Source organism: Rahnella bonaserana (genome assembly GCF_019049675.1).
GTDB classification, from domain to species: Bacteria; Pseudomonadota; Gammaproteobacteria; order Enterobacterales; family Enterobacteriaceae; genus Rahnella; species Rahnella bonaserana.
This window is the reverse complement of sequence record NZ_JAFMOW010000066.1, coordinates 62,805-85,271: the sequence shown is the minus strand read 5'-3', so window position 1 is coordinate 85,271 and position 22,467 is coordinate 62,805. Positions and strand designations below refer to the sequence as shown.

Annotated in this window: 22 protein-coding genes and 1 tRNA gene; 9 read left to right on the top strand and 14 right to left on the bottom strand. The window is 52.7% G+C overall.

Annotated features, from left to right (window positions below; translation table 11 throughout):
• Positions 1-13: 13 nt before the first annotated feature.
• The gene (locus J1778_RS17935) at positions 14-1,801 is read left to right on the top strand and encodes a methyl-accepting chemotaxis protein (RefSeq protein WP_217174323.1); all 1,788 of its coding nucleotides are present in this window, start codon (positions 14-16) and stop codon (positions 1,799-1,801) included.
• Between the two features lie 82 nt (positions 1,802-1,883).
• On the opposite strand, the gene J1778_RS17930 is transcribed toward J1778_RS17935, so the two are convergent.
• Positions 1,884-3,041, bottom strand: a complete 1,158-nt coding sequence (locus tag J1778_RS17930) for a M20 aminoacylase family protein (protein WP_217174322.1) — start codon at positions 3,039-3,041, stop codon at positions 1,884-1,886.
• Positions 3,042-3,176: 135 nt separating this feature from the next.
• A complete protein-coding gene (locus tag J1778_RS17925) occupies positions 3,177-3,410 on the bottom strand; it encodes a putative hemolysin (RefSeq protein ID WP_217174321.1) in 234 nt (77 codons plus the stop codon).
• A 649-nt stretch (positions 3,411-4,059) separates the two neighbouring features.
• On the opposite strand from J1778_RS17925, the gene J1778_RS17920 reads away from it, so the two are divergent.
• Positions 4,060-4,287: a hypothetical protein gene (locus J1778_RS17920; RefSeq protein ID WP_217174320.1), complete on the top strand. Its 228-nt coding sequence runs from the start codon at positions 4,060-4,062 to the stop codon at positions 4,285-4,287.
• A gap of 178 nt (positions 4,288-4,465) precedes the next feature.
• Here J1778_RS17920 and J1778_RS17915 read toward each other — a convergent pair whose 3' ends face one another.
• The gene (locus J1778_RS17915; RefSeq protein WP_217174319.1) at positions 4,466-5,185 is read right to left on the bottom strand and encodes a DUF554 domain-containing protein; all 720 of its coding nucleotides are present in this window, start codon (positions 5,183-5,185) and stop codon (positions 4,466-4,468) included.
• A 47-nt stretch (positions 5,186-5,232) separates the two neighbouring features.
• A complete protein-coding gene (locus tag J1778_RS17910) occupies positions 5,233-6,720 on the bottom strand; it encodes a UbiD family decarboxylase (protein WP_217174318.1) in 1,488 nt (495 codons plus the stop codon).
• Between the two features lie 155 nt (positions 6,721-6,875).
• Here J1778_RS17910 and J1778_RS17905 point away from each other — a divergent pair, with 155 nt between their 5' ends.
• From J1778_RS17905 to paoC, 4 genes are all read left to right on the top strand, one after another.
• Positions 6,876-7,787, top strand: a complete 912-nt coding sequence (locus J1778_RS17905; protein WP_217174317.1) for a LysR substrate-binding domain-containing protein — start codon at positions 6,876-6,878, stop codon at positions 7,785-7,787.
• Between the two features lie 150 nt (positions 7,788-7,937).
• Positions 7,938-8,477, top strand: coding sequence for an aldehyde dehydrogenase iron-sulfur subunit PaoA (paoA, locus tag J1778_RS17900; RefSeq protein ID WP_217174316.1), 540 nt, complete (start codon positions 7,938-7,940; stop codon positions 8,475-8,477).
• The gene (locus tag J1778_RS17895; RefSeq protein ID WP_217174315.1) at positions 8,474-9,424 is read left to right on the top strand and encodes an FAD binding domain-containing protein; all 951 of its coding nucleotides are present in this window, start codon (positions 8,474-8,476) and stop codon (positions 9,422-9,424) included. Before paoA ends, J1778_RS17895 begins: the two co-directional genes overlap by 4 nt.
• Positions 9,425-9,427: 3 nt before the next feature.
• Complete coding sequence (gene paoC / locus J1778_RS17890) at positions 9,428-11,626, top strand: aldehyde oxidoreductase molybdenum-binding subunit PaoC (protein WP_217174314.1); 2,199 nt, start codon at positions 9,428-9,430, stop codon at positions 11,624-11,626.
• A 65-nt stretch (positions 11,627-11,691) separates the two neighbouring features.
• On the opposite strand, the gene J1778_RS17885 is transcribed toward paoC, so the two are convergent.
• From J1778_RS17885 to J1778_RS17870, 4 genes are read right to left on the bottom strand one after another with little or no spacing between them, the layout of a single operon-like run.
• A complete protein-coding gene (locus J1778_RS17885; RefSeq protein ID WP_217174313.1) occupies positions 11,692-12,159 on the bottom strand; it encodes a DUF6392 family protein in 468 nt (155 codons plus the stop codon).
• Positions 12,160-12,191: 32 nt separating this feature from the next.
• Complete coding sequence (locus J1778_RS17880) at positions 12,192-12,443, bottom strand: DUF7683 domain-containing protein (protein ID WP_217174312.1); 252 nt, start codon at positions 12,441-12,443, stop codon at positions 12,192-12,194.
• Positions 12,443-13,972 (bottom strand): S-type pyocin domain-containing protein, encoded by a 1,530-nt coding sequence (locus J1778_RS17875; RefSeq protein WP_217174311.1) that lies wholly within the window; start codon positions 13,970-13,972, stop codon positions 12,443-12,445. The genes J1778_RS17880 and J1778_RS17875 overlap by 1 nt, the downstream gene beginning before the upstream one ends.
• Positions 13,973-13,975: 3 nt before the next feature.
• The gene (locus J1778_RS17870; protein WP_238484785.1) at positions 13,976-14,167 is read right to left on the bottom strand and encodes a hypothetical protein; all 192 of its coding nucleotides are present in this window, start codon (positions 14,165-14,167) and stop codon (positions 13,976-13,978) included.
• Between the two features lie 314 nt (positions 14,168-14,481).
• Here J1778_RS17870 and J1778_RS17865 point away from each other — a divergent pair, with 314 nt between their 5' ends.
• The 3 genes from J1778_RS17865 to J1778_RS17855 all read left to right on the top strand — a co-directional run bounded on the left by J1778_RS17865 (position 14,482) and on the right by J1778_RS17855 (position 16,782).
• Positions 14,482-14,898: a hypothetical protein gene (locus tag J1778_RS17865; RefSeq protein ID WP_217174310.1), complete on the top strand. Its 417-nt coding sequence runs from the start codon at positions 14,482-14,484 to the stop codon at positions 14,896-14,898.
• A 550-nt stretch (positions 14,899-15,448) separates the two neighbouring features.
• Entirely contained in the window at positions 15,449-16,108 is a 660-nt protein-coding gene (locus tag J1778_RS17860) for a hypothetical protein (protein ID WP_217174309.1), read from the top strand.
• A 194-nt stretch (positions 16,109-16,302) separates the two neighbouring features.
• Positions 16,303-16,782, top strand: a complete 480-nt coding sequence (locus tag J1778_RS17855) for an Hcp family type VI secretion system effector (protein ID WP_217174308.1) — start codon at positions 16,303-16,305, stop codon at positions 16,780-16,782.
• 415 nt (positions 16,783-17,197) lie between these two features.
• On the opposite strand, the gene J1778_RS17850 is transcribed toward J1778_RS17855, so the two are convergent.
• The 6 genes from J1778_RS17850 to gpt all read right to left on the bottom strand — a co-directional run bounded on the left by J1778_RS17850 (position 17,198) and on the right by gpt (position 22,273).
• Positions 17,198-17,273 (bottom strand) — tRNA-Thr (locus J1778_RS17850).
• 158 nt (positions 17,274-17,431) lie between these two features.
• The gene (proA, locus tag J1778_RS17845; protein WP_217174307.1) at positions 17,432-18,685 is read right to left on the bottom strand and encodes a glutamate-5-semialdehyde dehydrogenase; all 1,254 of its coding nucleotides are present in this window, start codon (positions 18,683-18,685) and stop codon (positions 17,432-17,434) included.
• 10 nt (positions 18,686-18,695) lie between these two features.
• Complete coding sequence (gene proB / locus J1778_RS17840) at positions 18,696-19,799, bottom strand: glutamate 5-kinase (RefSeq protein ID WP_217174306.1); 1,104 nt, start codon at positions 19,797-19,799, stop codon at positions 18,696-18,698.
• A gap of 122 nt (positions 19,800-19,921) precedes the next feature.
• A complete protein-coding gene (gene crl / locus J1778_RS17835) occupies positions 19,922-20,323 on the bottom strand; it encodes a sigma factor-binding protein Crl (RefSeq protein WP_217174305.1) in 402 nt (133 codons plus the stop codon).
• A 63-nt stretch (positions 20,324-20,386) separates the two neighbouring features.
• The gene (frsA, locus tag J1778_RS17830) at positions 20,387-21,637 is read right to left on the bottom strand and encodes an esterase FrsA (RefSeq protein WP_217174304.1); all 1,251 of its coding nucleotides are present in this window, start codon (positions 21,635-21,637) and stop codon (positions 20,387-20,389) included.
• Positions 21,638-21,814: 177 nt separating this feature from the next.
• On the bottom strand, positions 21,815-22,273 hold the full coding sequence (gene gpt / locus J1778_RS17825; RefSeq protein ID WP_112290918.1) for a xanthine phosphoribosyltransferase: 459 nt from the start codon (positions 22,271-22,273) through the stop codon (positions 21,815-21,817).
• Between the last annotated feature and the right edge of the window lie 194 nt (positions 22,274-22,467).

The window sequence follows — 22,467 nt, the reverse complement described above, 5'->3', positions numbered from 1 at the left end:
CAGGGAAACGCCCATGTTAAAGACCATCCGCTCACGCATTATCACAGCCTGTATCGCCATCGTGGCATGCTCACTGGTTATCAATACGCTACTGAGTTACACCGTTGCTAACAAATACAACGGTCAGGCGACAGACAGTACGCTGAACGCCCTGACCTCCAGCCACACGCAAGGGATAAGCGACTGGGTAAGTTCTAAAACAGGGATGATCGATTCACTGCAACAAGTCGCTTTGTCGGATGATCCGGTCCCGGTTCTCAAACAAATCGCCAGCGCAGGTGGGTTTACTAACGTCTACGTCGGATACGCAAATAAAACCGCGAAGTTCTCCGATCCAACCGGTGTGCCCGCAGATTACGACCCGACCGGTCGCCCGTGGTATACGCAGGCAGCCGGCACCGGACATCCGGTCGCTACGCCACCGTATATCGATGCCGGAACCGGTAAGTTAGTGGTTACTTTCGCCGTGCCTGTAATGGCATCCGGCACGCTGAAAGCGATTGTGGCAGGCGATGTTTCGATGGACAGCGTGGTGAATAACGTCAATACCATACATCCGACGCCGGGCAGTTTCGGCATGCTGGTGGATAAATCGGGCATTATCATTGCACATCCTGACGCCAGTCTGGCGCTGAAACCCTTTACTGCCCTGGCGCAAGGCGTGGATTTACCGGCGCTGTTAGCAGCGAATTCACCGCAGAATATTGAACTCAATGGTGTGGTGAAACGCGTGCGCGCGATGCCGGTAGCAGGCACGGAATGGTATACGCTGGTGGCGCAGGACCAGAAAGAATCCACGGCGGGAATGCGATCCCTGCTGACATCGTCGGTGATTACGCTGATTGTGATTGTGCTGATTTCCGCGGCAGTTATCGGGCTGATTATCAGCAAATCCTTCCGCCGCCTTTCTGTCGTGCGAGATACGCTCAACGCCATAAGTTCCGGCGAAGGTGACCTGACGCAACGTCTGCCGGCGGACGGCCACGACGAGGTGACGCAAATCGCGCACGCGTTCAATACCTTTGTCGATAAGCTCAGCAAGGTGATGTCGGAGATCCGCACCACCAGCGAATCCGTCAAAATTGCCGCCGATGAAATTGCCGCAGGGAATAACGATTTGTCCGGACGTACCGAATCCGCTGCAGCCAGCCTGCAACAAACAGCGGCTTCGCTGGAACAAATCACCGCCACGGTTTCTCAGTCGGCGAGTTCCGCTAAACAGGCGTCCGGCACCGCGCGTTCGGCGTCTGAAGCCGCCACTCGTGGTGACGAAGTGGTGACCAAAGTTATCAGGACAATGGAAAGTATCGAAACAGCGTCGTCGAAAATCGGTGATATTACCGGCGTTATTGACGGCATTGCTTTCCAGACCAATATTCTGGCGCTGAATGCCGCGGTCGAAGCCGCGCGTGCCGGTGAACAGGGGCGTGGTTTTGCGGTGGTCGCCAGTGAAGTGCGCAGTCTGGCACAGCGCAGCGCACAGGCGGCGAAGGAGATCAAAGTGCTGATCGAATCCACCGTCAGCAGCGTAGCTTCAGGCTCAGCGCAGGTCAGGCTGGCCAGCGACAGCATGAGTGAGATCGTCAGTAATGTGTCGAATGTCAGCAGCGTGATGCTGGAAATCACCCACGCGTCTGAAGAACAGATGCTGAGCATTCACGAAATTAACCGCGCCATCACTCAGCTCGACGGCATGGTGCAGCAGAACGCCGCAATGGTTCAGCAGTCCACCGGCGCCGCTTCGGCATTACAGGAACAAGCGAACGGCCTGGCCATCGCCGTGGGGCATTTCCGGGTGTAACCTTTCCCGCTGACCCTTTCCCAATAGCAAAAAGGCCGGACACTGTGAAATGTCCGGCCTTTTTTTACGCATCTGGCAGGCGTTATGCGTTCAGTTCCCGCTCAACCAGCGTCGTCAGCACACCGATACCCAGCGGGATAATGTCGTCATTAAAGTCATAACGCGGACTGTGCAAAGAAGCCGAAGGCGTTGCGCCATCGGCACCTAACCAGAAGTACGCGCCCGGACAGGCTTCGAGCAAATAAGCAAAGTCTTCGGCAGCCATCGACGGCGCGTTGTTGAAATGCACTTTCTGAATGCCCGGCGTATTTTCTGCCGCGATGCGCACAATATCGGCCTGCGCCGCATGATTTTGCGTGACCGGATAGCCATATTCCCAGCGCACTTCCCCTTTCACACCAAACGGCTGCGGCACCGCTTTGACGTATTCCTCAATCAGCTGCCAGCAGGTTTCACGGGTTTTACTGCTCAGGCAACGCAGTGTTCCCGACATTTGCAGCGTTTCCGGGATCACGTTGATGGCTTCACCGGCCTGAAGCTGTGTCAGGCTGATCACCGTTTGTTCCAGCGGCGACAGACGGCGGGAGATCAGGCTTTGCAGAGATAGAATCAGTTGCGCGCCAGCCACCACCGGATCGGCACCGAGTTCAGGCATCGCCGCGTGGCAGCCCTTTCCGGTCAGGGTGATATAGAAATTATCCTGCGACGCCATCATCGGCCCCTGACTGACCGCCACTTCGCCGACCGGTAAGCCCGGCCAGTTATGCAACGCGTAAACCGCCTGCATCGGGAAGCGTTCGAATAGCCCTTCTTTTACCATCATTTCACCGCCACCGAAATTCTCTTCCGCAGGCTGGAAGATGAAATGCACCGTGCCGCGAAAATGGCGGCTCTCACTAAGATGTTTTGCCACACCCAGCAAAATCGACGTATGGCCGTCATGGCCACAGGCGTGCATCAGTCCCGGATTCTGCGACTGGTGAGCGAAATCATTCAGTTCATGAATAGGCAACGCATCGATATCCGCGCGCAAGCCAATGGACGGCCCCTCGCCGTTGCGCAACGTGGCGATAACACCGGTTTCAGCAATGCCGGTGTGGACTTCAAGACCAAATGACAGCAACAGCTCACTGATTATTTTTGCGGTGCCATGTTCATTCAGCCCCAGTTCCGGGCGCATATGGAAGTCCCTGCGCCAGTGTTTTGCCTGCTCAATAATGTGTTGGGAAATGACCGCCATAAACCCTCTGTGCTGTTCAGAATCCGAAGCGATGAGTTGCTCTCACCGGCACGTAAGGGGTTCAAAGTATCACATCCCGTCGTGAACCGATAAACGTGAAATCGGGTTGTTTGCCTCTGCCTGGCACGTTAATTATTATCCGTGATCCCTGCGGTACAGTTCCCATTCATCGATACCCCTGCCATCCGGGAATACGCAGTCGGCACGAACACCGTGCGGGGTTTGCACACTCACCGATCTCCCGCCTCTCTCATGGCAATAGACTGCGGCCGGATTCGCCATGCCGATCGGATGCCTTTGCGGTTTAGGGTGTTCACTGACACACCCCGCCAGCGCTGAAACCATGATGATAAGAAAGAGTTTTTTCATAACAAACCTTCATAAAAAGAATAAGCGACGGAGGATTCTATTCCCCGCCGCTTTCAGTTTTCTACTCCCGCATTCTTAAAAGGTGTGCTGTTTGGGCTTCGTTTATCAGGCGTTCAGCTTTCAGGAAAGCGCCACCGCATCTGCTGCGAAAGCCCCAGCCTCACGCGAATACTGAAGTCGCTGTTTCCATTCCAATGCCAGGGGAAAATTATTACCCGATATATCGCGCCGATGAGGTATCTGATGGCGTGGTGAATGACGATTGCCAGGAGAATCACATTTTTGAAAGGTGATTAAATCCCGGGACGCCAGCGATATCAGAAGGGTGGAAACATGTGCCACCTCAAAGATTGTTGGATGATGCAGGCTCTTTCAGCTAATCCCTTTAATAAAAGGGTAATGTTCACTGTGCTCAGGCACTGATGCGAGCAGAGTACTGGCGCGAATCATTCATTATTGCGTTTGTCCTGTCAGCCTGAAACCGTGCGGGTAAATTCCCTGCGCGTCTTCAGAGGAAGATTGAATATTTTTGCCACCCGGCTGATGGCATGAACCAATAACTTAAAAAACCTGCACCTCACATAACCAGAAAAAAATATGACTATGATTATTTAGGTCGTGAATGAACTCATCAATCAGGGAGGGGAATATGGAAAGGTACCAGAACCGGGGAGGCAATTCGGGTATCGTCGCGTTCACGACGACGGAAGATGCCATCACGGTGAAATTTAAAGATGGCTGGCATTATATCTACAATTCTATCCGGCCAGGATTGAGCGACGTTGAGCATATGAAAGCCATGGCAAAAGCCGGCAGCGGACTACATGGTTTTATCAATCGCAAGATCCGCAATAATCATTTTCATAAATACCGTTAGTCCCAGACACGAAAAAGGCGGCAATCGCCGCCTCTTCTGCATACTGCTGGTTACTGCTCTGCTTATTTGCACATTTCTGCTTTACCCTGCAGCGGGTTATTACCCGATACACCGGTAGAGGCGGGAGACCCTCTGCCGAAGAAAACTCAGTGGCGGGTGACAGCGGAAATAGTCTGAATCAGAAAAAATGAACCCATAAACTGGATATTGGCATGGCAAGGATCAGCGCCGGCAGCATACTGGCGACAGGGAATATTTTGATGCCGCAAATTCGAAAACCGGTGGCGAACATCAGGACACCGCCGACGGCTGAGAAGTCCGCCTGCATTTCCGGCGTGGTCAGCGGCAGAATAAATACTGCGCCGTACGCCAGCAGCAACTGGATGATGAGCTGCGGCACCGCGACCACCGCCACGGCGAAGCCGAGCGTGGTGGCAAAAATCGCCGCAGTGAACAAATCGAGGAACGATTTGGCGATCAGCACGCTGGTATCACCGGTCATGCCTTCATGCATGGAACCGAAAATCCCGGTGCCACTGGCACAGAACAGTACGATAATCGCCACGTAACTTTGCAGAAACTGTTCCTGAGACTCCTGATCACCCGGATCGGACTTCACAAAAATCTCCACCAGACTGCGGGCTTTGCTGCCCAGCTTGCCGATGCCTTTCTCCAGATAACAGAGTTCCCCCAGCATCGCGCCGAGGATCACTGACAGCACCATCACCGGCATGTGGCTGACTTTGACCACCAGCACGATGCCCATACACATTGAGGCCGCACCGAAAATCAGGGGCATGGAAGTCCGCAGACGCTCCGGCAGCCGGTGACTGAGTAACGCGCCGACAATCCCGCCAAGCAATACAGCGGAACCGTTGATATAAGGTCCGATAATCATGAGTTATTACTCCTGGTCATTAACTTCATAGTTCCGCCGCTGCCTGCTTATTTTTTATTAAAACCTGGAATAAAGCGGTTCACATCCACTTCGAGGAACTCGCTGCGCTGGAAATTCGCTTTCAGGTTATAGGGTACTGTGCAGTCGAAAATGGTTTTGCAGGCAATACCGTGGTCGCGTACCGACGGGCTGAACGCCGGATCGGAAGACGGATCAAGCGGATGGCAGCGCACCCCCGGAATAAACACGGTGCTGACGTCGCCCTGATAGCGGGTGGTCATCGCCCAGATCACGTCGTTGAGATCGAACACATCGACGTCTTCATCCACCAGCATCACGTGTTTCAGCTCAGAGAAGGCAGCAAACGCCAGCAGAGCCGCCTGACGCTGACGACCTTCATCCGCCGCAAAGCGTTTTTTCACCTGCAATACCGCGAGGTATTTACCGGTCCCCGGTGACGGGCAGTGAACGTTCTGCACAAAGCCCGGCAGCGCACGTTCTACCATCTGCAAGATACTGGCTTCGGTCGGAATACCGGCCATATTGGTATGTTCGTCGCTCGGCCCGATACAGGTTTGCAGGATCGGATGACGGCGGTGCGTGATAGCTTTCACTTTAATCACCGGCACTTCGGCCTGTGCTGCGCCGGTGTAACCCGGGAACTCAGGCATGGCTTTGCCGGTATTGGTGTTCTGGTCTTCGCGAACCCGATAGTTCGGCACCAGTTCACCTTCAATAACCACTTCGGCGTTGGCGATACCACGCGCATTGACGGTCAGAGCATCCACCAGTTCGACGGCCTGATTACGCAGGCTGCCCGCGATGGACAGTTCATCAAAGCCCAGCGGTGTGGTTGGCGGCTCAAAACACGCACCGATTTCAATCGCCGGATCAACGCCGATGCTGATGGTAATTGGCAGTGCTTTACCTGCGGCTTCGGCTTTCTGGCGAAACACGTCGAGGTGACGGCCCGGCACAAAGTACATGGAGATTTCGTCTTTGCTCTGCACGCACAGGCGGTGAATGGTGACGTCATGTTCCCCGGTTTCAGGATCGGCGGCGTAGCACATGCCGAGAGTGAAATACGGGCCCGCATCTTCCGGCGTATTGGTCGGCGCTGGCAGGATTTTCAGAATGTCGAAATCCGGATCCGTCGCCAGATGAACCACTTCCTGACAGACCGCTTTTTCACGTGGAATAACGATCGGCGGAATAGGATTCGACACGGAATCTTTCAGCATAAACGCCAGATTTTCCGGCGTGGTGCCAAACAGACGCGCCACACGTTTACGCGAAGACAGCAGGCCAATCAGCACCCGCATATCGTTGTAACCTTTGACCTTATTAAAGATCATCGCCGGACCGGTTTGGGTCGGACGTTCAACGGTGCCATGTGCGCCAACGTAGCGGTATACACCGGATAACTCCGCAATCGGGTCTACAGGTTCATCGGTGTAGATCAGTTCGTCATCGTACTGGCTCAACACCTCCAGCGCGGAACGAAGATCAGTCACTTTTGTTTGTTTTTCAGACATCTCATGCCCCTTAAATTCATCTCATCGAGGATGCAGCGGCATGTTGTTCATCGCCGCTGCCCCCTCAGTTTGCAAAGGATTGGTGATAAGAGTCCAATAAGAATACACGGCTTTTTAATAAGGAATTATTATGAGTAAAACGCTCAGGAGGACCTATGGATTACCGACAATTACACTCATTTGTGGTGCTGGCGGAAGTGCTGCACTTTGGTAAAGCCGCGCTGCAACTGAACATCGCCCAGCCGGCATTAAGTCAGCACATCAAGCAACTGGAACAGTCACTGGGGATCCCCCTTTTCACCCGTGACAAGCGCCACGTGGCGCTGACCTTTGAGGGGCAGCAACTGGTGGAAGAAGCGCGCATCGCCATCACCCACTACGATAAATTTCTCGAAAACGCACGCAGTTTGCGCCTCGGGCACAAAGGACAACTCAAACTCGGTTATGTCGGATCGTCGATTCTGGATCCGGCCCTGGCGCTGTTAATTAATGGTTACCGCAAGCATAAACCCGATATTGATATCGTCATTGAGGAACATAACGTTCACGAGCAGCTAACACTTTTGCTCAATTATCAGCTGGATATCGCGCTGGTGCGTTCGCCGGTGCCGCAGTTTCCTGAGCTGGAATATCTCGACGTCGCCACCCGTCCGCTGATCGCTGTGCTGCCGCGCGACCATCCGGCCTGTTCAGGAAAAAAAATCGACCTTTCCTCACTGTCAGACTCACCGTTCCTTATCCAGAAAGACCCGGCGGGTGTCGGCCTCGGCTGGTCAGCCCTCAACGCCTGTCAGCAGGCCGGATTTGTGCCGCAGAAAATTCAGTTCACACGCGATGTGTCGGTGGCGATCGGGCTGGTGTCGATGGGCATGGGCGTGACGTTAGTCCCGGAAACCCAGCGCTCAGTGATGATCCCCGATGTGAATTACTGTTTCCTGACCGATCCCGGCGCCACCACTACGCTGACACTCAGCTGGCAGCGGCATTTGAAAAACAAAGCACTGGCGGATTTCATCCGTTATGCGCGGGAACTGACGAAGCCAGTGAAGGGAAAAATGCAGGACTGAAAGAAGAACAAACTGAAGAAGCCGGACTTCAGGATTAATCCCAACGCCATCGCCGACTATGCTTAAGGCTTCGTGATAAAAAAATGCCGCAAAGGCACCCGCGAAGTCACCCCCTTTTTGAGTCAAATTTTGTAATACCGGAGGTCTGGCATGAGCAACCATGACAATGAAACGCATCAGTCCCATCTTAAACTGAAAGTGAATGGCCAGATCCGCCAGCTGGTCGTTGATACGCGCACTACCCTGCTGGACGCGTTACGCGAAAACCTGCAACTGACCGGCACTAAAAAAGGCTGCGACCACGGCCAGTGCGGCGCCTGTACCGTTATCGTCGATGGTCGCCGGATCAACGCCTGCCTGACGCTGGCAGTGATGCATCAGGACGCCGACGTCACCACCATTGAAGGTCTTGGCACGCCTGACAACCTGCATCCGATGCAGGCTGCATTTATCAGACACGACGGCTACCAGTGCGGTTACTGCACGCCGGGGCAGATCTGCTCCTCAGTCGCCGTGTTACAGGAAATCGAAAGCGGCATTCCCAGCCACGTCACGCTGGATCTGGTTTCTCCTCCTCCACGTACCGCAGAAGAAATCCGCGAACGCATGAGTGGCAATATCTGCCGCTGTGGCGCGTATTCCAACATTCTTGCCGCGATTGAAGACGTCGCCGGAGGACAAAAACCATGAAGGCTTTTACCTATGAACGGGTCAAGACGCCCGCCGACGCTGCCAGCAGTGCCTTACAGCATCCCGGTGCAAAATTTATTGCGGGCGGTACCAACCTGCTGGATCTGATGAAACTTGAGATCGAGCAACCTTCCCATCTGATTGACGTCAACGGTCTGGCACTGGATACCATTGAACCCGACGGCAACGGCGGCTTGCGCATTGGCGCGCTGGTACGTAATACCGATCTGGCCGCTGATTTGCGCATCCGCCGCGACTATGCCGTGCTGTCGCGGGCGCTGCTGGCGGGAGCCTCCGGCCAGTTACGCAATCAGGCGACTACCGCCGGTAACCTGCTCCAGCGTACCCGCTGCCCGTATTTTTACGATACCAACCAGCCGTGCAATAAACGTCAGCCCGGCAGTGGTTGTGCGGCCATCAGGGGCTTCAGCCGCCAGCATGCCGTCGTCGGCGCAAGCGCGGCCTGCATCGCCACACACCCGAGCGACATGGCCGTCGCGATGCAATTGCTCGATGCCGTAGTGGAAACCATCAACCCTGACGGCGCGGTGCGCCTCATTCCGCTGGCCGACTTCTACCTTGCACCGGGCGATACGCCACATCTGGAAACCGTGCTGGCCAAAGGTGAACTAATCACCGCCGTTATCCTGCCGCCCCCTGCGGGAGGCACGCATGTTTACCGCAAAGTCCGTGACCGCGCATCTTACGCTTTTGCGCTGGTGTCGGTTGCTGCCATCGTACAGCCCGACGGCACCGGTCGTGTCGCACTCGGCGGTGTGGCGCATAAACCCTGGAGGCTGGCAGAAGCCGATGCACAGGTGGCGAACGGTGCGGGAGAGGTTTACGCGCGGTTGTTCGCCGCTGCGCAACCGACGCCTGAGAATGCGTTCAAGCTGATACTGGCGAAGCGAACGCTCGCCTCCGTACTGACTGAAGCGAGGGCATAACAGATGAAATTCGACACGCCTGCAACAGACAATCCGATCGACCAGATGAAAGTGGTTGGTCGTGCGCATGACCGCATCGACGGTCCGCTTAAAACCACCGGCACCGCGCCCTACGCCTATGAATGGCAGAATGAAGTGCCGGGCGCCGCTTACGGTTATGTCCTCGGGGCCGCCATTGCCAAAGGCCGGATCACCGCGATGGACCTGCATGACGCCGAAAGCGCGCCCGGCGTGCTGGCCATCGTCACCGCGGCCAACGCCGGGAAGCTGGGCAAAGGTGAGATGAATACCGCCGCACTGCTGGGCGGTCCGCAGATTGAACACTATCATCAGGCGATTGCTGTGGTTGTGGCGGAGACCTTCGAGCAGGCACGCGCCGCCGCGTCATTGATCAACGTTGACTACCAGCGTGAACAAGGTGCGTACAGCCTGGCAGAGCAAAAGCCTGCCGTCACCACTCCGCCGGAAGATACGCCAGACAAAACCGCAGGTGATTTCGACACCGCCTTTGTTGCTTCACCGGTGCAGCATGACGCCACTTACACCACGCCGGATCAGAGCCATATGGCGATGGAGCCGCATGCCTCGCTGGCCGTCTGGGAAGGCGACAAGCTGATCTTGCGCACCTCGAACCAGATGATCGCCTGGTGTCGCAGTGAACTTGCCAAAACGCTGAATATTCCCGAAGAGAAGGTGCGGGTGCTTTCGCCATACATCGGCGGCGGTTTCGGCGGCAAACTGTTTCTGCGCTGCGATGCCGTGCTGGCGGCGCTGGCGGCCCGTGCTGCACACCGGCCGGTGAAAGTGATGTTGCCCCGACCGCTGATCCCCAATAACACCACGCACCGTCCGGCCACTATTCAGCACATCCGTATAGGCACGGATGTAAAAGGCCGGATCACCGCCATCGCCCACGAAAGCTGGTCCGGCAACCTGCCAGGCGGCGCACCGGAGCTGGCCGTTCAGCAAAGCGAACTGCTTTATGCGGGCAAAAACCGCCTGATCGGACTGCGGCTGGCGCAACTGGATCTGCCCGAAGGCAATTCCATGCGTGCTCCAGGAGAAGCGCCCGGCCTGATGGCGCTGGAAATCGCTATCGACGAAGTGGCAGAGAAAGCCGGCGTCGATCCGGTTGAGTTTCGTATTATCAACGACACGCAGGTGGATCCGCTCAATACCGAACGTTTCTTTTCACGTCGTCAGTTGATTGAATGCCTGCGCACCGGCGCAGATAAATTCGGCTGGCATCGTCGTAATACCACACCGGGACAGGTTCGCGACGGACGCTGGCTGATCGGTATGGGCGTCGCGGCGGGCTTTCGTAACAATCTGCTGGATAAATCCGCTGCGCGGGTGCATCTCGACGCGCAGGGTGTCGTAACGGTGGAGACCGATATGACCGATATCGGCACCGGCAGTTACACCATTATCGCCCAGACCGCCGCTGAGATGATGGGCGTTCCCATGGAAAAAGTGGTGGTGCGTTTGGGCGATTCCGACTTCCCGGTATCTGCCGGTTCCGGCGGCCAGTGGGGAGCGAATACCTCCACCGCCGGAGTGTACGCTGCCTGTGTGAAACTGCGCGAAGCTGTCGCTGAAAAGCTCGGGTTTGATGCGGATAACGCCGTGTTTACCGATGAACTGATTTGTCAGGGCGAGCGCACCGCCCCGCTCGCCAAAGCCGCCGCCAGCGGCACCCTCACAGCGGAAGACACCATCGAGTTCGGCGGGCTGGATAAGACGTTCCAGCAATCGACCTTCGCTGCGCATTTCGTCGAAGTCGGCGTGGATATCGCGACCGGCGAAACCCGTGTCCGCCGCATGCTGGCGGTCTGCGCTGCGGGCCGGATCCTTAATCCGAAAACGGCACGCAGCCAGGTGATCGGCGCGATGACCATGGGCGTCGGGGCTGCGCTGACGGAAGAACTGAATATCGACAAAGAGTTGGGATATTTCGTGAATCACGATCTGGCAGCCTATGAAGTGCCGGTACACGCCGACATCCCTGAACAGGAAGTGATTTTCCTCGACGACACCGATCCGGTTTCTTCCCCCATGAAAGCCAAAGGCGTCGGCGAACTGGGCCTGTGCGGCGTCAGCGCCGCCATCGCCAATGCCATTTATAACGCCACAGGCGTCAGGGTGCGGGATTATCCGGTGACGCTGGATAAACTGATTGAGGGGCTGCCGGATCTGGAGTGAGTTCGTCAGAGAGAAAGATCTATGCCCGCAGGAAGGTGCTGCGGGCATGAGTGGAATTTTTGGGGTTACCAGCGGAGTTCTGAGGTGGGTATAAACGCTACCTCCTTCACTCTGTCCATATGGTCATAATCAAATTGCATGCTTAGCGGCAAGGCAAATCCTTCGACAGTAAACAGCTCAACCCAGCCAAATGCTTTTTTCATAATCACTTTTGGAGGAACGCTACGTTCTGGCTCTCCAAAAGTTTCATGAACCCACTGCCGCGACATAGTTTTCTGTAACGGAGACGGCAATTCATTGGGGAACTCCCATCCATTAACCTTTTCATGCTGAATGTTCATTGTTATTTCAATAAGGATGCGTCCCTCACGTTTAAACGCTAAAGATAGGCCTTCTTTTGCCATTTCAAGAATTATCACTGGTGAACCAGATGCACCCTTGGGATTAGTTTTATAAGGAATTAATTCAGCATCAACAATTTCCGAGTACCCTTTGCCCAGATATTGAAGCAGTGCTTTAATATTCACTGTCATTTGTATAATCAATACCGTATGGGTGTTAATGATTAAATCTCACCACCTGAAATTTGAATAATTTTTTGCTCTGCATAAAATTTAATCCCCAGCATAGATTCCAATTCTAATGCTTGTGTCTTTGTAACGTTAAATCCCCCAATCCCACGGATAAATGAAATTTTATCTGTTGCATTCCATTTCATGATTTCAGCGACAAAATCTACGTTAGCTTCAGGGATCTCTATCTCCCGCACTAACTCCTCGCTGAACTCATCAAAGATTTCAATGCTATAAACAATCATTATTTTTCAACTCTCCGACTTGAATCTGCTGGTTTCGTTTGTAACCCCGTTTCAGGATTAAACTCACCTAAATGGTTACGCCCGCTTTTGTCATAGACTTCGACGGTAGCATGTTGTGAATCCCATTCATAAATCTTACCTTTAGAATCTTTCCATCTAACTCTTAATCCCCCCCCACCTTGTATAGCTGTTTTTCGTGGCGCCCTTTTAGCATCAGGAAATGCTGGCAAGGGAGGATTTCCTCTTGGTGCCACATGGTATTTGTGGTCATTACTCAGATAAATATAAACCGGCGGCATGCCATGCGGCAGATTGACCAGGATGTAATCATCAAATGAGGATTCATCCGGGATCGGCAGCGAGGTTGAGGTACTGCCCATTTCTTCCGCGCCGGGTAACGGTAATACGGTGATGGTCGAAGGTAAATACGGCTCGTCACGATTACCGGTATTAGTGGGCGCTTTAAACTCCAGCTCGTCTGGCGTCCAGATGATGGTGGGCTTTTCCGCGCCATCCGCCCGGAACTCATAATTACCCGTGAACGTGTTCCACCGCATGGCGCGCACACGAACCTGATCCTGTCCGCTGTCAGCGCCGGTGTGATAAGCCACCGGTGTTAACCGGCCATATTTATCCTTCACCCACTGAAAGCGGATCCGCGTCGGGGCAGATTTTCCGGCCAGCGCCGCAAGCTGGCTGTCGCTTAAAATATCCTCCTCACCGGCGTTCAGCTTGTTCGAATAAAAAATTCCGATGACACCCACGGCTACCGGATTCACGAACAGGCTGCCGGAGCGGATCGACGTCACGCCGCGCAGTGCATTCATGCCCGCCGCAATGAGCTCAGTGCCGCTGCCCGTTGCCACAGGGATAGCCAGCGGCATGCCAGACTGCGCGGGAGTATCAGCCTTCGCGCCAAAAAACTTTTTGTACCACGGCGTTTTATCCCCGGCTGGTTTCTTACGCTTCGCTGCCTGCGCATGCTGCTCAATTTCGGGCTTTATGCCAGCGACCGGCGTCGGTACGCCGTAAGACATCCGCCCGAAGTTATGATGTTGCTCCTCACAGGTTCGTGCTTCGGTATTTCCTGCGCCACATTCCGCGGATTTCGCAAACACCGGCATCGAACGTCTGGCCTGTTCTGCCGCTTCTTTCTCAGCCTGAACCCGTAATATCGCGGCACGCTCTGCTTCCCACTTTTCACGCGCCAGTTCGGAAGGTGATTTACCTCTCCCCATCCATTGTCCGGCTGGCGCGATAACCCGGTTCGTCCCCGGCGGGCAACCGCATAAAACCTGCGAACCATCCACGGCAGAAGCAAGACCGTCATAGATGCAATGCGGCTCTCCGCTGGTGATTTTTCCGCGACGACCACATTTCGGGCAGTCAGTTGTGACATCCCCGATGCGGACCACGCCAAGTCCGTGCTCTGTGGCATTCGGCAGTGAGGTGATGCACACCGCGCCCGTCGTGGTTTTATCACCGTGCAGCGCCTGTCCGCGACCATAACAATTTGAACGATACCCCATCCGTTACGCTCCGCTGCCCGAAACCGCCAGCCGGTAAATCGCAATCACAGGATGCTGACGTGCAAATGCGGCCTGTTCCTCAACCACAGCCCTCGCGCTTTCATCCATTTCAGCCAGCTGTTCAGCCGTGAAAAGAGAGGCATTAATGACATCCAGTAATTCCTGATTCAGTTCATTAGTGAATTGCATTTCCATATTTATTTTCGTCCGCTGAGGTGAATTCAGTCGGTATAATAAGCAGCTTAAATAAACACTCACAACGAACAAAAAATATAAATCCCCAAACATTGAGACAAATCAAAATATATAACCACATTAAGTTATTCTGCTTATTTATAGAAATAGATAAAATCAATAGTCATATCCATCACTATTACCTAGTTATTGAGTGAAAAGTATATTAAATATTTATGGCACAAATAGCCTTTTAAATTATTTCAAGCGAGATAAATTCGATATCAAAACGCATCTATCGCAGAAAATAACACATGATAATGAATGGATATAGAATGAAAGTTGTCCTAATTTTTCTGTCACTGGCTCTCATTTCTGGCACTACTCATGCAAAGCGTTGTACTGTACTTTATGCTGAAACTGCTGATTTAGCTTTCGATAATCTGGATTCATGGGAAGCAATACAAAAGAATTACGTCGCTTACCCGCAATGTGATGATGGCAGTATTGCTGAAGGGAATTCAGAAGCAATCGCGAGAATACTTGTTGATGAATGGCCGGAAAACGCAAAATTGCAATCTCTGATAATTCACGATTCAGGATTTGAAAAGTATGTTGTGAGGCATATCAATTCCACGCTGGATACGGATGACCTGCATCAGATCATTACACTATCATCTGAGTCCTGCCCGGCTGAAAATAAAGCTTTATGCGGTAAACTTATTGCTGCTGCGAAAAGTGAAGAGAAATAGCATTGGTGATAATTCACAGGCGGCAGAGATATGATCTGACGCCTGAATGCTAATTAGCTTTCCCGGCAACTTTCTATTCCCGTGGAATTCAATAATCAGCGCAGCAAGCTCGTCTTCCTCGGCATAAAAATAGGCAACAGGCACATCCAGCACTTTAGATATTCGGCTGACAGTATCCTGATCTGGCTCATGATTGAGGCAAAGGAGATCTGGCTAAGTCGGTATTTTTTTGGGTAAAAAAGGAAAAAAATAGACAGAAGGTGAGGTCTTAAATGAATTAATTGTTTTATGATATAAAAATTAAAGCAGAAATGGTGCCAACTACCGGAACACATAATATATCTTAATCATTGATGTGATTAATATTTCGCGTCAAACGACAGAGGATTAGTTATGGTTAATACTAATCTAATCCATGGCAGTGGCAAAACCGTAAGATGTGGAGTCGGGAGGGCTGGCATGTATACAGAGGAAACCTCTTTTTATATATCCACTGCCAAAAGGGGGAGTATACTCACACGCTGGGAACTGGCTAATAAAAGGAATTAGCATGAGCAATTATGAGGAAATCGCCACACGAATTGCCGATATCATTATATCACCTGACTCAGTATTAGGTTTTATTAACGGTGCTATTTCCGTACCTCTCGATCTGGGTTATATGGCGTATGGTGTATTCGACACTGATTCACATTACTCTCACGAAACTGAAACAATCAGAATAATCCAGGCGATGAGGAACGGAATTCTTAATTACGACCGAATTCTAGATGCGATAGAGATTGTTTTCTCAAAGTTTGATCAATATGTATCTGTAAGCAAACAAAACAAGGTGTTGAGCCTTGGCTCATTCTCAATAATAGGGCGCGCCGTTACTAATTCTGCGATTTCATCAACGATAGCTAAGGCAATTGCTCAGCGGGCTGGCTGGACAGTAGCTCTGCGGGGGGGTGCTGTAGGTAACATTTTGCTTATAGGAGGAATGAAGGAGCGCTGTATAAGAACATCGGAACAGCTCAGCGTAGACGAACCTGAATTATATCAGGTGCTGCGTGTAAAAGATTATGACTTACTCTACTTTATGTTTGAACCGGCACTTAAACCCTTTGTGGATGCTCTGATCGTAAGACGACAACAGGGAATCCCCGCCTTTGATAACATACTGGAACGTGTAGAATCTAAAGTGAGTGGTGACCATGGGCATCATTAAGGGGATATTGGGTGCGTTGGTAGGCGCGATTGCTGTCTGGTTGGGAATATATTTCTTTTTCCACTTCGAAACCTGGACAATGAGACTACTTTCTATTTTTACGCTTGCCGTCTGTGTCTATCTTCTGGGGAAATTATTAGATAAATTTTTTCCAATGTAGTTATTTGAAATTACACAATTTATAAGTGTGTAAAATGTCAAATCCAGCATATTTATGGTTAACTGATGAAAATGGATCACCTGTTATAGGCGGTTCTTTAGTTTCTGGTCGAGTCGGAGCCATAGAATTAAAGTCGTTGACTCATAATGTACAGGTCCCAACCGACTCGAATACGGGACGATTAACGGGAACGCGGGTACATTCACCTTTATCATTTCAAAAGGAATTTGATAAGGTTACACCGCTTTTATACAAAGGACTGAGCCAGGGGCTTACCATGAAATCCGCAACATTTAAGATGTACCAGATCTTAGATGCAGGCATCGAATCCGAGTATTTTAATATAATTCTTGAAAATGTAAAAATAACGTCAATTACACCGAACTTATACCAAGGTGGTCAGACGGGAACGCACTTTGAAACAATCCAAATGCGCTATGAAGTTATTACTTGGAAGTGTTGCGAGGGCAATATTATATTTAAAGATTCGTGGAACAACCGCTGGGTTGCATAAACAGGCTATATAACTGCGCGTAATACAGGAGTGGCTGAAGGTAAAATTCAAAGATTATTGTTATTTATCAGCCAGTTTACTCACTATGGGTCAACAGAATAGAACTCTTGTGGCTTACGCTGCATGAAACGGTACCGCGTAAACGCCGTTACAGGACAATGTGGCAGCTACTGAAAAATGTCAGACAGTTTATGAAATCAGCTTCACCGTTCCACGGCAGTCAGCGTGGGTTAAGCAAAGTGGAGCGGTAACAGGCGCAGTTTTTTAGACCGAACTCGAGATGCCCCGCATCGTGACCCCAATCATGTGTTCATTTCAATAGACACGGGTTGACACCAAAAGAGTGGAAAAGGTATTTTTTTGTTTGATTTTAAAGGGTTTTATTAATGGGACTTGACTTGAAAAGACTTTGAAATGGTGCCGACTACCGGAATCGAACTGGTGACCTACTGATTACAAGTCAGTTGCTCTACCTACTGAGCTAAGTCGGCATTTTGGAGTGTTACCGGGGGACTACGGGGTGCTAAATTAGTGAAATATGACGCTGCCGTCAAGCCCCCTGCAGTGCGTTTGCTGCTTTTCTCATCACCCTAAGCAAAATAGGGGATTAGCACCGGCTTCATGACTAAAAATCCACCGGTGCTGACTGTTACGGACGGACTAAATCGTCGCCGTAACCAATCCATTTGTAGGTCGTCAGGGCTTCTAATCCCATCGGGCCGCGGGCGTGCAGTTTTTGGGTACTGACCGCCACTTCTGCGCCTAAACCGAACTGACCGCCGTCGGTGAAACGGGTGCTGGCGTTGACGTATACCGCTGAGGAATCCACTTCTCGCACGAACCTGTCGGCGCTGCTGATAGAACGCGTGAGGATCGCATCGGAATGCTCGGTGCCGTAGGTGCGGATATGCGCCACGGCGGCATCCAGATCGGCGACGACCGTCACGTTCAGATCCAGTGACAACCATTCATCTGAATAATCTTCTTCAGTTACCGCCAGCACTTTCGCCGGGCCGTTTTGCAGATACGGCATTGCGGATTCGCTGGCATGCAGCGTAACGCCTGCGCGGGACATTTTGTCGCTCAGTTCCGGCAGGAATCGGGCGGCAATGGCTTCATGCACCAGCACGGTTTCCAGGCTGTTACAGGCACTCGGACGCTGCACTTTCGCGCTTTCCAGCACGGTCAGCGCTTTATCGAAATCTGCGCTTTCATCCACAAACGTATGACACACCCCGATACCGCCGGTGATCACCGGAATGGTGGATTGTTCGCGGCACAGTTTATGCAGCGCCGCGCCACCGCGTGGGATCAGCATGTCGACGTATTTATCCAGACGCAGCAGTTCTGCGACCAGTGCGCGATCCGGGCTGTCGATCGCCTGAACCGCCGCTTTCGGCAGTCCGCACTCTTCAAGCGCCATCTGGATGACATTAACCGTCGCCTGATTAGTGTGGTGCGTTTCTTTGCCACCGCGCAGGATTACGGCGTTGCCGGTTTTCAGGCACAGGCTGGCGACGTCGATGGTGACGTTCGGACGCGCTTCATAAATCACGCCGATCACGCCGAGCGGCACACGGCGGCGTTCGAGACGCAAACCGCTGTCCTGCTGTGAACCGTCAATCACCTGCCCGACCGGATCGCTCAGGCGGCAGACATCGCGCACGTCGCTGGCAATCGCCGATAAGCGCGCGGGCGTCAGCAACAGGCGGTCTAATAAGGCTTCGCTCATGCCGCTTTCGCGGGCGGCGGACATGTCGAGTTCGTTGGCAAGAATAATGCTCTGGCTGTTGGCCTCAAGCATGTCGGCCATCAGCATCAGCGCACGGTTTTTCTGCGCGGTGCTGAGGGTGGCGAGTTGCCAGGACGCGGCTTTCGCAGCTTTGCCCATCTCGTTAAGCATCTGTGGCTCCTTAACTGACAATCATGTCGTCACGATGCACGGCAACCGGGCCGTATTCGTAACCGAGAATTTCGCTGATCTGCTGAGAGTGATGACCGGCAATCATGCGCATCGCATCGCTGTTATAGCGGCTGACACCGTGCGCGAGGTCGCGTCCGTTCAGATTGCGGATGCGGATCACTTCGCCACGCGAGAAATCGCCTTTCACTTCGCGGATACCTTTTGGCAGCAGTGAACTGCCGCGCTCCATCATGGCGGAAACCGCGCCATCGTCGATAGTGATTTCACCGGCTGGCGGTGCACCGAAGATCCAGCGTTTGCGGTTCTCCAGCGGCGTCTGCATCGCGTGAAAACGTGTGCCGACAGACACGCCGTTAATCACATCACCAATCACGCCCGGCAGGTTGCCTGCGGCAATAATGGTATCGACACCCGCACGACATGCGACATCTGCCGCCTGCAATTTGGTCGCCATACCGCCAGTGCCCAGACCGGAAACGCTGTCGCCTGCCACGCCGCGCAGTTCATCATCAATCGTCATGACTTCGCGGATAAGCTCTGCCTGCGGGTTGGTACGCGGATCGGCGGTGAAAAGCCCGCGCTGATCGGTCAGCAGCAGCAGTTTATCGGCACCGGCAAGAATTGCCGCCAGCGCGGAGAGATTGTCGTTATCGCCGACTTTGATCTCAGCCGTCGCCACCGCATCGTTTTCGTTAATCACCGGCACGATATGGTTATCAAGCAGCGCATGCATGGTGTCACGGGCGTTGAGGAACCGCTCGCGGTCTTCCATGTCGGCACGCGTCAGCAGCATCTGACCAATGTGGATGCCATAAATAGAGAACAATTGCTCCCACAGCTGGATCAAACGGCTTTGCCCGACGGCAGCCAGCAGTTGTTTGGAAGCAATGGTGGCGGGGAGTTCGGGGTAGCCAAGATGTTCACGCCCGGCGGCAATTGCGCCCGACGTCACAATCACAATCCGATGCCCTGCCGCATGTTGCTGCGCGCACTGGCGGACAAGCTCAACAATGTGAGCACGGTTGAGGCGGCGTGAACCGCCAGTGAGCACGCTGGTGCCCAGTTTTACAACCAGTGTCTGACTACCACTCATAATCGTTCCATTAGTGTGAATAAGAAGTGCTTCTTTGTCTTTTTAACAGGGGAGAAGCGTTATGCCAACCGGCATAACGCTATAATAGCAGCATTCAGTATGGGAATGGGTAGTACGGAAAGTCAGGCGGAGAGCTTCACCGGTTGTTCGCTGAAATCATCAGCGGGTTCCAGTTTGAGCGACATCTCTTCAATCATCTTGTTCAGGTTCTTGTGGAACCCTATTAATGTCGTCTCAAGCTTCTCACGAACTTCAGCATCTTTAATGTTTTGCGCTTTCCAGATGCCATCTTTATCGAACAAACCGAAATGATAAACATAGGTAAAACGTTCAGCTTCGGCCTGTAATTCAATCCACCAGCCCCAGAATTCACGCTTCTCTGGCGCGGGCTTCACGTTCACACAGACAGCTAAGCAGTCAAAGAAAAAGCGGTCGTTCTCGCATTTCCCTTCTCTAATGTACGGCCCCAGTGTACCGAAACGTTTCATTAGCCTGCTTTTAGGATGACCACTTGGTAACGTCATAGTACAACCTCCATTGAAAGACGATCCTTTTTAGCAAAACGTTAGGAATTAGCAACTGTTAAGTTAACGCATATGCTTTTGCAACCACTCACAAATCTCATGCAACGCCTTGTCAAAATGCTCATAAAGTGGCTCGTTCTGAATGGCTAAAAGCTTGCCTTCCGATGAGGAATCCGCAATCAACCTGGCTTCCGCCTTCGGACTGAAGATGTCATTTTCCCAGTAGGCGGCCAGCATTGGCGTCGGCGTTCTGCGCCCCAGCAGCCCCTGCATTTTCAGAGAATATCGATTAAGTTCGGTTTTGAGTGCGGAATCCGACGCGCTCGACATGCCGATGCGGCTGGCCAGCACATCCATATACATATCCGGCACCTGTTCCTGACATTTCGGGTCGCTCAGCAATGAATGCACCAGTGCGCCTAATGTGGCAACGGCACACACACGGCGCGGTTCGAGATAGGCCAGACGCACCGCGACGTTCGCGCCAAAACGATAACCGAGCAGGCTGACACGGCTGGCATCGACCCACGCAACATCAGCAAGCTGGTGCAATACCTGCTGATGCAGGAAGCTGGTGTCCTGAGTGAGTTTCCACTTCGACGAGAACCCGATCGACGGCATGTCGATGGTCAGCATCGCAATGCCCATCGGCGCAAGATAAGAACGGAACAGACGCTGATGGTCACTTTGCAACGTATCCAGACCGCCGCACACCATCACCGTCGGGAACGGCGCTTTGCCTTCGTTTGGCAGATGCAGAAAACCGATGATCGGCGCCCCGCCCTGAATTTTGAACTCGATCTCTTTGAGAGAATACGGCGAATGTTCTGACGATTTCTCAAAGGCTTTATTGGCCAGTGCTTCTGACTGCTCTGCCAGGGTATCGCCTTTCAGATGCGGATAACCGGCGATACTGTAAAGGTTTGCCGCCTTCAGCCAGTATTCGCTGGCAAGGTTCGGATCTTTTTCTTCTGCGGCTTTTTGCTGCCACGCCATCGCCTGATTTGACCATTCGTAAACCCAGTTGCCGTTACGATAGCCAATCACGGTGTCCAGCAGCAGCGGATCGCTGTGCTCGGCTTTGGAAACCGCAATCCGCGACAGCACTTCTTCGACTTCTAAAGGATCGACACCCCGCCACATCCACATCAGGCGGTTAATGGTTCTGTACCAGCAATTTACCGTGTCGCCTTCCAGCGCAGTGTGCATCGGCGGGTGCGTATTATGATGATGAACGCGACGAACCAGCGTCGAAGTTTCCGGATATTTAAAGGAAGGTTTAAACAGTTTTTCCGTAAGGTTGGCTGGAGCCATGATGCAAGATCCTCCGTTAGCAAGCAGCAGGTCGCCCGCAGGCGATCATTTCTGGACGGGATTATAACCCGACCACGTTGCGACAAGTGAGGGGTGAGGTCAAGCGGAAAGGATTTCAAGTCAACAAAAGCAAAACGCCCGGCAATAAGCCAGGCGTTTATAAACACTAAGGGAAAATTACTTACCCACTAATGGAGGCACAAAGATGACCCCCATATCCCACGGCTGCTCGATCCAGGTGTTCTGCGGAATGTCGATCACATAATCATCGACCAGCGGTGCGCCAGCAGGTTTGGCGAAGATGGTGATGAAATGCGCTTTCGGGTACATTTCGCGGATCGCTTTCGCGGTGCCGCCGGTATCCACCAGATCGTCGATCACGATGAAGCCTTCACCGTCGCCTTCTGCGCGTTTCAGCACTTGCATTTCGCGCTGATTATCATGGTCATAGCTGGAGATACACACGGTATCGACATGGCGGATGCACAGCTCGCGAGCCAGCAACGCTGCAGGGACCAGACCGCCACGGCTGACGGCAATAATGCCTTTCCATTGTTCTGCCGGCAGCAGGCGTTTAGCCATGGTGCGGGCGTGGATTTGCAGCATGTCCCAGGTTACAACGTATTTTTCGCTCATAAAGGTGTCCCAGCCAGTGAATTAACGGCTTCTAAATAAATAATGGGGGGAAAAAAGGTTGCGCGAGATTATAGTGAGTCCGTCTCACAAAAACCAGCGATTATCTGGTCAAAGCGCCCCAAAAAACCCGGAATTTCTCCCCGTCCCCGCGCACAGGTTAAGATTAAGTGATATTCTGTCAGGCCACTCGCCAC